The 13,127-nt window shown below is 72.5% G+C and carries 10 protein-coding genes and 1 pseudogene; 5 read left to right on the top strand and 6 right to left on the bottom strand.

Annotated features, from left to right (window positions below; all coding sequences use genetic code 11):
- Position 1 precedes the first annotated feature (1 nt).
- Positions 2–1,009, top strand: coding sequence for a methyltransferase (locus FHX81_RS00740; RefSeq protein WP_141974730.1), 1,008 nt, complete (start codon positions 2–4; stop codon positions 1,007–1,009).
- Positions 1,010–1,055: 46 nt separating this feature from the next.
- Here the strand turns inward: FHX81_RS00740 and FHX81_RS00735 are convergent, their stop codons facing one another.
- Positions 1,056–2,273: an MFS transporter gene (locus tag FHX81_RS00735; protein ID WP_170231873.1), complete on the bottom strand. Its 1,218-nt coding sequence runs from the start codon at positions 2,271–2,273 to the stop codon at positions 1,056–1,058.
- Positions 2,270–2,611, bottom strand: a complete 342-nt coding sequence (locus FHX81_RS00730) for a ClpX C4-type zinc finger protein (RefSeq protein WP_246107545.1) — start codon at positions 2,609–2,611, stop codon at positions 2,270–2,272. The genes FHX81_RS00735 and FHX81_RS00730 overlap by 4 nt, the downstream gene beginning before the upstream one ends.
- 164 nt (positions 2,612–2,775) lie before the next feature.
- Between FHX81_RS00730 and FHX81_RS00725 the strand changes: the two genes are divergently transcribed.
- Both FHX81_RS00725 and FHX81_RS00720 read left to right on the top strand, forming a co-directional pair.
- Complete coding sequence (locus FHX81_RS00725; RefSeq protein ID WP_141974727.1) at positions 2,776–3,654, top strand: bile acid:sodium symporter family protein; 879 nt, start codon at positions 2,776–2,778, stop codon at positions 3,652–3,654.
- Between the two features lie 196 nt (positions 3,655–3,850).
- Entirely contained in the window at positions 3,851–6,136 is a 2,286-nt protein-coding gene (locus FHX81_RS00720) for a PQQ-dependent sugar dehydrogenase (protein ID WP_141974726.1), read from the top strand.
- Between the two features lie 48 nt (positions 6,137–6,184).
- Here the strand turns inward: FHX81_RS00720 and FHX81_RS00715 are convergent, their stop codons facing one another.
- Together FHX81_RS00715 and FHX81_RS00710 are read right to left on the bottom strand one after the other, a co-directional pair.
- A complete protein-coding gene (locus FHX81_RS00715) occupies positions 6,185–8,455 on the bottom strand; it encodes a catalase (protein WP_141974725.1) in 2,271 nt (756 codons plus the stop codon).
- Positions 8,456–8,505: 50 nt separating this feature from the next.
- Positions 8,506–8,922 (bottom strand): GNAT family N-acetyltransferase, encoded by a 417-nt coding sequence (locus FHX81_RS00710; protein ID WP_141974724.1) that lies wholly within the window; start codon positions 8,920–8,922, stop codon positions 8,506–8,508.
- Positions 8,923–9,489: 567 nt separating this feature from the next.
- Here FHX81_RS00710 and FHX81_RS00705 point away from each other — a divergent pair.
- Positions 9,490–10,191: a hypothetical protein gene (locus FHX81_RS00705; RefSeq protein ID WP_141974723.1), complete on the top strand. Its 702-nt coding sequence runs from the start codon at positions 9,490–9,492 to the stop codon at positions 10,189–10,191.
- Between the two features lie 1,323 nt (positions 10,192–11,514).
- Here the strand turns inward: FHX81_RS00705 and FHX81_RS00700 are convergent.
- Complete coding sequence (locus tag FHX81_RS00700) at positions 11,515–11,916, bottom strand: STAS domain-containing protein (protein ID WP_141974722.1); 402 nt, start codon at positions 11,914–11,916, stop codon at positions 11,515–11,517.
- Positions 11,917–12,031: 115 nt separating this feature from the next.
- Positions 12,032–12,598: a class I SAM-dependent methyltransferase gene (locus FHX81_RS00695; protein WP_141974721.1), complete on the bottom strand. Its 567-nt coding sequence runs from the start codon at positions 12,596–12,598 to the stop codon at positions 12,032–12,034.
- A 55-nt stretch (positions 12,599–12,653) separates the two neighbouring features.
- On the opposite strand from FHX81_RS00695, the pseudogene FHX81_RS41650 reads away from it, so the two are divergent.
- A pseudogene (locus FHX81_RS41650) lies at positions 12,654–12,812 on the top strand (helix-turn-helix domain-containing protein); the annotation flags it as partial.
- Between the last annotated feature and the right edge of the window lie 315 nt (positions 12,813–13,127).

Below are 13,127 nucleotides of genomic sequence, written 5' to 3'. Positions count from 1 at the left end.
CATGCCACTGCACCTGGGACCGGACGACGGCCCGCCGTCGTTCCACGACCTGCTCGCCACCGCGGGCTACCGCGCCGTCGCCGCGGGCCTGCGGCTGGGCGTGTTCGACGCGCTGGCCGACGGCCCGCGGCCGGTGGCGTCGCTGGCCGCCGAACTCGGCGCGGACCCGCGCGGCACCGGGCTGCTGGCCGACGCGCTGGTGTCGTTCGGGTACCTGACCGGCGGGCCGGACGGGTACGCCAACACCGACGGGACCACCAGGTGGTTGGCGGGCGGCGGGTACTCGGAGGTGGACAGGTTCTGGTCGGTGGTGCTGTTCGAGTCGTGGGAAGGGCTGGCGGAGTCGGTGCGCACCGGCAAGCCGGCCCTCGACTTCTACGGGTGGCTGGCCGAACGGCCGGAGGTGCTGCGCCGGTTCCAGGGCATGCTGGCCGGGCACGCCGACGCGATCGCGCCGGAGGTGGCGTCGATCGTGCCGGTCGGGTCGACGGTGCTGGACGTCGGCGGTGGGCACGCCAAGCACGCCATCCGGCTGTGCACGGCGCACCCGTCGTTGGAGGCGACCGTGATCGACCTGCCGGACGCGTTGGCGGTGGGTGCGGCGGCGGTGACCGACGCGGGCCTGTGCCGGCGGATCACGTTGCGCGCGGGCGACTACGACACGCTCGACCTGGGCTCGGACTACGACACCGTGCTGCTGTTCAACGTCGTGCACGGCCGGACGGCCGCGGCCAACCGGTCGCTGCTGGACCGGGTCGCCGCGGCGCTGCGCCCGGGCGGCGCGGTCGTCCTGCTGGAACACGACGAGCACTCCCCCGACCGCGCGTCCGACGCCTTCGCCCGCGTCTTCAGCCTCAACCTGTTCCACGGCCAGGGCGGCCAGGTCTACGGCGCGGCCGAGATCACCACCTGGCTCACCGCCGCCGGCCTGACCCCACCGACCACCCACCCCCTGACCACCTCCCCCGGCCAATCCCTCCTCGTCTCCCACAAACCCCAACCCGCGTGAGTCGAACCCCCAGGTCCCGTGAGTCGAACGTTCAGGACCCCTGAATTCAACGCTCAGGACAGGGTCGACCGCCCGGTCGCACCCGGACGGCGCGGCGGAGGGTCGGTGTGGCCACCGCCCCGAGCACGACCACCCACCCGGCGAACAGCAGGGACGTCGTGCCCGGGGTGGCCACGTCGAGCAGGACGCCCGCGGCGGCGGCGCCCACCGGTGTCGCCGCCCAGATCAGCAGGCTGAACGCGGTGCCGACGCGGCCGAGGAGGTGGTCGGGCGTGACTTCCAGCTGGTAGCTCAGCGCGGCCACCCCGAAGCACGGCATCGACACCGTGAACAGGGCCAGCACGACACCCACCGCGATCAGACCACCGGAGAAGGCCAGCACGACCCACAGCACGCCCTGCAGCCACAGCACGGACAGCAGCAACCCGGTCAACCCGAGGCGTGCCTCGAGCTTCGGCGCGACCACCGCGCCGACGACACCGCCGATCCCCAGAGCGGCGAACAACCCGCCGATCGCGGCCGGTGACGCGTCCCGCGCGGCGACGATCGCCACCAGCGCGACACCGGAGATCGCCACCTGCAACCCGGCCGCGGTCAGCGCGATCAGCCGCAACGGCCGGTGGCCCCACAACCACCGCACACCCTCGACGACCTCCGTGCGCAGACCGCCGCGCGCCCGCACGGGCCCGGCCCGGAAGTCGGCGCGCACCAACGCCAGGCACAGCGCCGACGCCAGGAACGACACCGCGTCCACCAGGAACGGCACCCCGCGACCGACCTGGAGCAACGCGCCGCCGACCGGCCCGGCGAGCACCCCCGTGGCCGCCTGCGCGGTCTCCACGCCCGACACCGCGTCGGTCAGCCGGTCCTTGCCCACCACGTTGGGCAGCACGGCGTTCTCGGCGGCGGAGAAGAACACGTACAGCACGCCGCCGAGGAACCCGGTGACGAACAGGTGGGCGGGCGTCAGCGCGGAGAACACCAACGCCACCGGCACGGTCGCCATGTTGACCGCACGACCGAGGTCGCACAGCACCATCGTGCGCCTGCGGTCCCAGCGGTCCACCAGCGCGCCGGCGGGCAGGCCCAGCACCAGGTACGGCACCGCGCGCACGGCCGCCAACGCCCCCGCCGCGGTCGCGGAGCCGGTCAGCGCCAGCATCAGCAACGGGTACGCGAGCTGCGAGACCCCGTTGCCGAACGAGGACAGCGTCTGGGCCGCCCACACCAGCCGGTAGTCGCGGACCCGCCACACGCTCCTCACGAGAACCGCTCCCACGCCGACTGCCTGCTCATGCCCAGCGCGGTGCCGATCCGCGCCCAGGTGACGCCGCGGGCGCGCAGTTCGGCGACCCGCTCCTTGAGCCCGGTCTCGACCTGGCTCGCGGTGGCCGCGATGCGCGGCAGGTGGGCCAGCAGCTCGTCGTCCGACATCACCGACCACTCCGGGACGGTCACGTCGGACTGCCCGTCGTCGGCTTCCAGGATCGCCACGCACGCGGACACGCACCCGTCGCAGATGTAGATGCCCGGCCCGCTGATGATCTTGCGCACGTCGGCGGCGGCCCTGCCGCAGAACGAGCAACCCGGCGGGTACGTCATCAGCCCTCCCATTTGTCAGGCACTGCCTGACAAGCGTAGCGGTGATCACCGAATGCCATCGAACCGGCCTCGAACCTCCCGATCCGTCCCGTTCTGGGGGAGGATGCGCTCCTCCCGATGCGGGTCCGACGCCGGACGCGGACGCAGAAACGCAGGTGATCGCCGTGGATTCCGCCCTGACGAGCGTCGGCCTCCCGATCGCGCTGGCCGTGGTGATGTTCGGGCTCGGGCTGTCGTTGACGGTCGCCGACTTCGCCCGGATCGCGCGCGAACCGCGGGCGGTGGCGGTCGCGCTGGCCACCCAGCTGGTCCTGCTGCCGGTGGTGTGCTTCGGGCTGGTGGTCGCGCTGGGCCTGGACCCGGTGCTCGCGGTCGGCATGATGCTGCTCGCCGCGTCACCCGGCGGCACCACGGCGAACCTGTTCAGCCACCTGTTCCGCGGCGACGTCGCGCTCAACATCACGCTGACCGCGGTGAACTCCGTGGTCGCGGTGATCACCCTGCCGGTGGTGGTGAACCTCGCCCTCGACCACTTCGCGCCGGCGGCCGAGGGCGCGGTCGGGCTGGAGTTCGGCAAGGTCGCGCAGGTGTTCGCGATCGTGCTGGTGCCGGTCGTGCTGGGCATGCTGGTGCGCAGCTGGTCGGCGGCCTTCGCCGAGCGCGCCGACAAGCCGGTGCGGATCTTCTCGGCGGTGGTGCTGGTGGCGGTGATCGCGGGCACGATCATCGCCGAGCGGGACAACGTCGGCGCGTACCTGGCCGACATCGGCCTGGCGGCCGTGCTGTTCTGCGCGTGCAGCCTGGCCGCGGGCTACCTGGTCCCCCGGCTGGCGAAGGTCGGCGAGCGGCAGGCCATCGCGTCGGCGTTCGAGGTCGGGGTGCACAACAGCACGCTGGCGATCACCGTCGCGGTGACCGTGCTCGGCAGCGAACGGCTGGCCGTGCCGGCCGCCGTCTACGGGGTGGTGATGTTCCCGCTCGCCGCCGCGGCCGGGTTCCTGCTGTCCCGCGCGCGGGTCGCGCGCGACACCGTGCCGGACTGACCGCCGGCCCGAACGCCGAACCGGCCTACGGCGGACGGAGTACGCCGGGGCCGATTTTTCGGGGTGACCGATAGGCCGCCCGGATGAGACCGCTCGGTAGCCCTATCCCAGACGGACAAAGCAATGCGTGACGGACATCCCACGTGTCACCCTTCCGTGCTCACCCAGAAGTGTCACGAAGGGAACGAAACGGGCCATGCGATTACTCCGCCGCGCACCATTTTCCCCGCGATCGAGACGCGCGACCGCCGTGGCCGCCGCGGCACTCGTGGTCGCCGCCACCGCGGTGGCTCTCCCGCCGACGGCTGCCGCCGCCGTGCCCGCCGGCTTCGCCGACACCCTCGCCATCGGTGGCCTCACCTCGCCCACCGCCGTCTCGTTCGCGCCGGACGGCCGGGTGTTCATCGCCGAGAAGAGCGGTCTGGTCAAGGTCTTCGACTCGCCGGCCGACACCACCGCCACCGTGTTCGCCGACCTGCGCCCGCAGACGCAGGACTTCTGGGACCGCGGCCTGCTCGGCCTGGCCGTGGACCCGCAGTTCCCGACCCGCCCGTACGTCTACGTCGCCTACACCTACGACGCCGTGCCCGGCGGCACGCACCCGCGCTGGGGCGACCAGTGCCCGACCCCGCCCGGGGCCACCGACCAGGGCTGCGTCGTCACCGGCCGGGTCTCCAAGCTCACCATGGGCGCCGGCGGCACCATGACCGCCGAGCAGCCGCTGGTCACCGACTGGTGCCAGCAGTACCCGAGCCACTCCATCGGCACGGTCGTCTTCGGCCCCGACGGGGGCCTGTACGTCGGCGGCGGTGACGGCGCGAGCTTCAACTTCACCGACTACGGCCAGGTCGGCAACCCGTGCGCCGACCCGCCGTCACCCGCCGGGACGAACCTCACCGCGCCCACCGCCCGCGGCGGCGCGCTGCGCTCCCAGTCGGTCCGCCGCCCGGCGGGCGAGCCGGTCAGCCTCGACGGCTCGATCGTGCGCATCGACCCCGACACAGGCGCGGGCCTGCCCGGCAACCCGTTCGCGGGCCACGCCGACGCCAACGCCCGGCGCGTCATCGCCCACGGCCTGCGCAACCAGTTCCGCTTCGCCTTCCGGCCCGGCACCGAGGAGCTGTGGGCGGGCGATGTCGGCTGGAACACGTGGGAGGAGATCAACCGGATCGCCGACGTGAACGACGCGACGGCGGAGAACTTCGGCTGGCCCTGCTACGAGGGCTCCGCGCGCCAGGGCGGCTACGACGGCGCGAACCTGACCCTGTGCGAGTCGCTCTACACCGGCGCGGGCCAGACCACCCCGTACTACGCCTACAACCACTCGGCGAAGGTCGTGGCCACGGACCCGTGCCCGACCGGCGGTTCGTCGGTGTCCGGCATCGCGTTCGAGTCGACGAGCAACTACCCGCCCGCCTACGACGGCGCGTTGTTCTTCGCCGACAGCTCGCGCGGCTGCATCTGGGCCATGCAGACCACCGCGGGTCAGCCCGACCCGGCCAAGCTCGTGCCGTTCGTGACCGGCGTGAACGTCCCGGTGCAGATCACCACCGGTCCCGGCGGCGACCTGTTCTACATCGCGCTCGGCGCGGGCCAGCTGCGCCGGGTCAGCTACCCGACCGGCAACCAGGCGCCGACCGCCGTCGCCACCGCCACGCCGCAGTCCGGGCCCGCGCCGCTGGCCGTGCAGTTCAGCGGCACGGGGTCGACCGACCCCGACCCCGGCGACACGTTGAGCTACGCGTGGGACCTCGACGGCGACGGCCAGTACGACGACTCCACCTCCGCCACGCCCACCCGCACCTACACCGCGCAAGGCGCGGTGACGGTCCGGCTCAGGGTGACCGACCAGGCGGGCGCGACCGGCACGACCTCGATCACCGTCACGGTCGGCACACCGGTCGCCGAGGACCCCGTGCCGGTGATCGACGCGCCGACCGCGCCGCTCAACTGGGAGGTGGGCCAGAACGTGCCGTTCTCCGGGCACGCCACCGACCCGCAGGACGGCGCGCTGCCCGCGTCCGCGTTGAGCTGGAAGCTGAGCATCCAGCACTGCGCGACCACCGGCTCGTGCCACGAGCACGTGGTGCAGACGTGGTCCGGCGTGGCGTCCGGCTCGTTCATCGCGCCGGACCACGAGTACCCGTCCTACCTGGACCTGACGTTGACCGCGACCGACTCGTCGGGCCGGGTCAGGAGCACCACGACGAAGCTCGACCCGCGGACGGTCGCGCTGACGTTCACGTCGAACCCGAGCGGGCTCCAGCTCAGCGTCGGCGGCACGGCGCAGACCACGCCGTTCACCCGAACGGTGATCGTGGGGTCGAACAACTCGATCAGCGCGCCGAGCCCGCAAGGCGGCGCGCTGGTGTTCCGCTACCGGTACAGCAGTTGGTCCGACGGCGGGGCGCAGACGCACAACGTCACCGCGCCCGCGACCGCCACGACCTACCAGGCGAACTACACGCTGTGCCTGTGCTGACGTGACCGACCGGCCGCGGACACCCGTCCGCGGCCGGTCGTCGTCAGGTCACGCGATGGTCGCGGGGAACCTGTCCCACACCCGGTGGGCGCCGAGCAGCGTCTGCACCTCGGTGAACACGTCCGCCGGGGTCTCGCCGACCACGATGCCCAGGTCGCCGGCCGAGCACCCGGCCTCGACCAGGGCGGCCTCGCCGGTGCCCCACACGCCGATCACCTTGGCGTGCCGGTAGCACTCCTGGACCATCAGGACCACGCGCGGGTCGACGGCCGAGGCGGGCGCGCCGGCCTTGTCGTCCCGGGCCGGGATGGCGTCCGGGGCGGGCGGCGGTGCGGCGGCCAGCAGCACCGCGTCGAACTCGATCGAGCGGGCGGTGAGGAACGTCCTCTGCGCCACCAGCCCCTCGTCCAGCTGACCGCCGCGCGCGGCGATGATCAACGGCACCATGCCGCCGGCGGTGATCGTCTGGCGCAGGGTGTGCAGGCCGTCCAGGCTCGCCGGGTCGTCGGCGTCCACCACGATGCCGATCAGCCTGCCGTCCGGCGGCCACACCTGGCCGATCTGCGACACCGCCGGGCTGGGCGCGACCTCGGCGGCCGGCTCGGTGGCCTCCGGCGCGGGCAGCCCGAGACCGGCGGCCACCAGGGCGCACAGCTCGGCGTCCACGTTGGCCAGCACGCGCAGCTCGCGTTCCTTGACGGCCTGCTCGTAGCACTTGCCCAGCTCGAACGTGAACGCCCGGACCAGGTGCTCCTTCTCCACCGGGGTGAGGCTGCGGTAGAACATCCGCGGCTGGCTGTAGTGGTCGGCGAACGACGCGGGCGCGCGGCGTTCCTTGACGCCTTCCGCGACCGGTGCCGGGAACTCCACGTACGCCCCGGTCTGCAGCCCCGCCATGAACGGGCAGCCGCCGTCCAGGGTGTTCGGCTTGTACGGCGCCACGCCGCTGTGCACGGCGTGCTGGTGGAAGCCGTCGCGCAGCATGTCGTTGACCGGCGCGTGCGGCCGGTTGATCGGGATCTGGTTGAAGTTCGGGCCGCCGAGCCTGCTCAGCTGCGTGTCGATGTAGGAGAACAGGCGGGCGTGCAGCAGCGGGTCGTCGGTCACGTCGATGCCCGGCGGCAGGTGGCCGACGTGGAAGGCGATCTGCTCGGTCTCGGCGAAGAAGTTGGTGGTGTTGCGGTTGAGCGTGAGCATGCCGATCGGCTGGACCGGGGCCAGCTCCTCCGGCACGATCTTGGTCGAGTCGAGCAGGTCGATGCCCTCGAACGTCTGCTCCGGGGTGTCCGGGAAGACCTGGATGCCCAGCTCCCACTGCGGGTACGCGCCGGACTCGATCGCGTCGAACAGGTCGCGCCGGTGGAAGTCGGGGTCGACGCCCGCGATCAGCTGCGCCTCCTCCCACAGCAGGGAGTGCACGCCCAGCTTGGGCTTCCAGTGGAACTTCACCAGCGACGTCTGCCCCTCGGCGTTGACCAGCCGGAACGTGTGGACGCCGAAGCCCTCCATCATCCGGTAGGAACGCGGCACGGCCCGGTCGGACATCTGCCACATGACGTGGTGGGTGGCCTCGGTGTGCGTGGAGACGAAGTCCCAGAACGTGTCGTGCGCGCTCTGGGCCTGCGGGATCTCCCGGTCCGGGTGCGGTTTGGCGGCGTGGATGATGTCCGGGAACTTGATGCCGTCCTGGATGAAGAACACCGGGATGTTGTTGGCCACCAGGTCGAACGTGCCCTCGGACGTGTAGAACTTCGTCGAGAACCCGCGGGTGTCGCGGACGGTGTCGGCGGAGCCGCGTGATCCCACGACCGTGGAGAACCGGGTGAACACCGGGGTGCTCACGCCTTCGGCCAGGAACCCGGCTTTGCACACGTTCGTGGCATTCCCGTAGCCCACGAAAACGCCGTGCACGCCCGCGCCTCGGGCGTGCACCACTCGTTCGGGGATGCGTTCGTGGTCGAAGTGGGTGATCTTCTCGCGCAGGTGGTGGTCCTGCAGCAGTGTCGGACCGCGCGCCCCCGCCTTGAGGGAGTGGTCGGTGTCGTACAGGCGCACGCCGGTCGACGTGGTCAGGTACTCGCCCTGCTGCTCCCGCACGTCGGCCGCGGCGCCGGTCTCCGCGCCGGTCGCCGTCCGCGTCTGGGGGGACGCCTGGTCCGGCTTGCGCGGCAGCGGCCCCTGCGGCTCGCTCGGCGCGTCCAGCGGGGCCGGCGCGCTGCCCGGCGTGCCCGGCACCGGCGGCGTGACCAGGTCGGCCACCTTCTCCACGGCCTTGTCCAGTGCTTCCTTCACGACCTTGGCCGGTTTGAACGCGTCCACGTGCTCCTCCTCGTCGGCAGTCTCCAGCCGACTACCCGCCGCGGAGCGACCTACACGTGCCGAGGCGCACTCGTTCCGAGGGCGATGAGACCCGCGTTGGTGGGCTGGAAACCGCAGTTGTCGAAGTAGAACGGCTCGAGGTGGTCGTCGAAGTCGACGTGCAGCCACTCGCACCCGGCGGCACGTGCGGCGTCCACGGCCGTGGCGACGAGGTGACGTCCGACACCTCGGCTGCGTTCGGCGGTGGTGACGAGGGTGTCGAGGACGAAGGCGTGGATCGCGCCGTCCCAGGCGACGTTGACGAACCCGATGAGGGTGTCGTCGCGGCGTGCGGTCACCCAGCCGAGGCTGTGCCGGGTGACCTGCCCCCACCAGTCGTCGGCCAGGGGCGCGTGGTCGAAGCCTTCCGCGTGCAGGGCGTTGACCTCGGGGTTCTCGAAGTGGCCGCGCCACTCGTAGCTGATCACCCGGTGCAGCGTAGGCGTCGGGCATTCACTCGACCGCGGCGCGCGGCGGATCGCGCCACGTGGGGACCATGACCCGTTCCCGGTCGTGCCTCCTGCCGCCGACCATCGATCCGCCGGCGCGTGCGGCGGTCGAGCGGGGCTTGGCCGTGGGGTCGGCCGTTCCGGCGGGGGCGGTGCGCTACCGCGGCGGGCCGTTGTTCGCCGATCGCGTGGCCGCCGGCCCGGGGCCGGGGTTGCTCGAACCGGCGGACGACTGGTCGCCCGGGTTGCCTGCGGAGCCGGTCGGTCGCCGGGCGCGCGCCCGGCGCCGACAAGGGCTTCCCGGCCCGGGTGTACGCGCACGGCGGTGAGCTGCCGTCGACCTGGCGGACGGGACGGCGGTGCCGGTGATGGCTCGTTTCAGCCGGATCCGCACGTCCGATCGGGCGCGGGCGCTCGACGCGGTGCTGAGCGCGGTTCTTCCTGCGGATCGACCGTTCGTGCGGCCCCATCGGACCTTGGTCTGACGCAGAACTCCAGCCCCTGAGCCGATCCGCAGCCCCCATCCCCTCCGGCATCGTCTCCCCCGTGACCTACACCTTCCCCGGCCGGTGGATCGGCGCCGGCACCCTGATCCTCGCTCCGCTCCTGCTGCTCGCGGGCATCCTGCTGCGCTGGCCGTTCCCCTACTTCTTCCCCCGGCAGTTGGCGGCCGTGGCCGAGCACCCCGGCTTGATGAGCACCGCACACGCGTTGACGATCGCCGGCACCGTCCTGTTGGCACCGGCCGTCATCGGCATGGCCCACCACATCGGACAGACCCGGCCCGCCCTGGCGACCTGGGGCGCGTCACTGGTCCTGGTGGGCTTGTTCGAACGGACGTTCCACGCGGGCATCGACCAGTCCGCCCACAACCTGGTGCGCCACGAGGGCCCGACGACCGCGACTGACCTGATCGCCCAGTCCTACCAGGACCTGCACCTGTTCAGCTTCCTGTCCTTCACCATCCTCCTCGGCTGGCCGACCCTGGCCTTCGCGGCCTACCGAAGCGGAACCCTGGGCCCGTTCCGCGCCCTCGCCCTCGCCACCACGTGCCTGCTCCCGTTGGGCGTCTTGAAGGGCACCGAGCCCACTTCCGTCATCGCGGTCGTGGGCCTGTGCGCCGCCTTCCTCCCCACCGGCGTCCAGCACCTGCAGACCTGCCCGAAGCCAACCCGGAAGTCGGTGATCCTCACTCTGACCATCGCGCCGGCATTAGGCGCACTCGCCTACGCCAGCACCCTGGGCTGACCCGGCCCCAGGCCGCACGCTGCCCGCCGAGCACCATCCGGCAGACCTCACCAGCCCGCCCCTCGCCGGCGCACCCGCCTCCGGTCGGGTAACAGCCATCCGGGGTCACGCCTCGGCAAGCTCACCCTCGGTCAGCACCCACTCGACGATGACCGGCTTGGTTACCGTGCCGGACCGTGAGGATGCCGGCGGGGTCGCCGGCCCCGGTGAACGTGGCCCGGCCCCCGGCCCCCGGCCCCCGGCCTCGCCGGCGAGGTGTGCGTACGGGTGTCGGACGCACGGCGAGAACTTCCGACCAACCCAGCGACCGAACCGAGGGCCCCACCCGCCTCACCCACGTCGGCGACCGGGACTCGACCCTACCGACGAGGTGGATGCGCGGGCGTCGGGCGCACCGCGAACAGTCCAGCCCGATCCGCTGCCCCGGCCGGAGGTCGCCGCCCTACCCACCGACGAGAAGCGCTACAGGTGCCGGACGCACACCGGAAGACTTGACCAGACCACCGACCGAACCGAAGGCCGCCACCGGCTCGTCAACGTCAGCGCGCGGCTCGATCCGGCCACCGGCGCACCCGCCTACCCGCCGGGCCTACGCCGCCCATAGGGGCGCGGACGTGGCGATCAAGTCGACCCACCGGCCGCTCCCTCCACGCCGATGACGAGCCACGGGGCGTCGCCGAACTGGTCCGCCGCGACCTGCGCGCCGACGGACCCGAGCAGCCGCCCAGCTCGCGGTCGTACTCGTGAAGTGGGCGGACCCAGCACCTGGTTCGCCCACGGCGTTGTCACCGAGGCGATCCGGTTCGCGTCCTTCCGGCGCAGCCCTCGCCCCGAACGCCCGGATCCGGATGGGGCGCGACGCCAGGACCAGCCGGTGTCCTGCAGGTGATCAGTCCGGAAGGAGGTTTCGCAGGCCAGATGACGGAACAGGCCAGGCCGGGCATCGCCTGGTGGATGTCGGCTCGGCGTTCTTCGCGGGCGCGGAGTCGTCGGAAGCCTGGATCATGGCGGACGTGGGGTTCACCGGCCGGCGACTTCACCGACGCGAGCCGCACCCGGTCCGCTGAGCGTCATCCGCCCAACGTTTCGCGCGAGGACGATGACGCCTGGAACCGCTCCCTGTCTACCGAACCGGGTCGAGCGCAGCCTGTCCACCGGAGCCCGAGGTGCGTGGGCGCCCGGACCGCAGCCGAGTTCGATGGCGCGGCCGGTCGGCTGAGCACCGGGAAGCGGCACGGCGCAACGGTTCTCTGCGTGGATCGGACGAGCTTCCTCGCGGGCGTCGGCGGCGACGAGGTCGACGCATGAGCGCACCGACAGCGATCAGAGAACGGGGAGGGCGAAGCGGCGGTGGGGTGTTCGGGTTCGGGGGGCCAGGGCTTCGGCCAGGGTGGCGCAGGGGGTGATCTCCTGGGCCAGGCCGCTGATCTCGAACGGCCGGAGGACGTGGCGGTGGTGGGCGACCACGCGCAGCGGCACGCCGGCCGCGCGGGCCGCGCGGTGGCCGCGGTGGAGTTCGTTCAGGCCGGCGGCGGCGAGGAAGTCGACGTCGCTGAGATCCACCACGACCGGGGACGGTGGGGTGGCAAGGGCCAGGCCGATCGCGATCTCGTGTCGCAGTTCGCGGACGGTCATCGCGTCCACTTCGCCGGCGACACGCACCACGACCGCATAGCCGTGCACTTGCCGATCCACCCTGAACGGGTGACCGAACGGTTCCGTCATCACGGTCCGCAGCCTCCTCAGGGTCGAAGAAGGGCAGTGGCTGCTGGCTCAACCCGCTGCGTCGTCCCCCGACCGTACTCCCGAACGCCGAAATTCGCAGCTCACAGCCCTGTGATCAAACCGCGGAGGCGCGTACGCCCACGAACACCGCCACCGGCCACCACTCCGGCCGCACGGGCACCCGCCGGACGTCGACGAAGTCCGAGAACAGCTCGGGTTCGACCCGCGCGAAGCGGAAGTCGTACACCAGCGGCACGCCGCCGGGCCGCAGCACGCGTCCCAGCTCGACCACCGCCCGACGCCGGTCCGGCCACTCGCGCAAGCTCAACGTCGACACGACGACATCCACACCGTCGTCCGGCCGCGGCAACGCCGTGACGTCCCCGACCTCGAACGTGATCCGTGACGCCCGACGGGCGGCGGGCGGCGGGCGGCGGGCGGCGCGAGCGAGGGCCACCATGTCGGTGGACACGTCGACACCGCCGAGCACCAGGTCCGTCCGACGGGCCGCCGGCTCGTGCAACAACCGCCCGGGACCCGGGGCGAACTCGAGCACGACCGCGCCGGGACCGGCGACCGCCGCGACGTCGGCGGCCACCCGCCGGTACAGGCCGCCCAGCAGGCGTGTGGCACGGCGGTCGTAGGACGCGCCGCGCTCGCGGTCGAAGTAGGTGGTGGACACGTCGGCTCCTCGGTGGTGGTTGACGACACCGCCGACTGTGCAACTTCATGCCGACATGAACTCAAGCGAGGAGACGTCGATCGGCGCGGTCGCCGAACGGTTCGGGTTGGCCACGCACGTGTTGCAACACTGGGAGGACGCGGGCCTGCTCGACCCGGACCGCCGGGCGAACGGCCGGCGGCGGTACGAGCCGGCGGACGAGGCGCGGATCGCGATGATCCTGCTCGCCGAGGACGCCGGGCTCGGCCTCGACCGGATCCGGTCGCTGTTCGCCGCCACCGCCGACCGCCCGGCCCGACGCGCCCTCTACCGCGAGCACCACGAGCGGCCGGCCGAGCGGATCGCCTCGCCCCAGGCGTCGCCGGCGGTCCTGGAGCACGCGACGGGGCGCGAAGCCGAGGACATCACCGCGTGCCCGGACTTCCAGGCGAAGGTCGCCGCCCGCATTCCCGACCGCCCGCATCCCCGACCGGCCGCATCCCCGACCGGTCGCATCCCCGACGGCCGCGAGCCCGGCGAGTCGACCCGG

Source organism: Saccharothrix saharensis, from assembly GCF_006716745.1.
GTDB classification, from domain to species: domain Bacteria; phylum Actinomycetota; class Actinomycetes; order Mycobacteriales; family Pseudonocardiaceae; genus Actinosynnema; species Actinosynnema saharense.
Note: the sequence above shows the minus strand (reverse complement) of the source record. Positions and strands in the feature narration are given on the sequence as shown.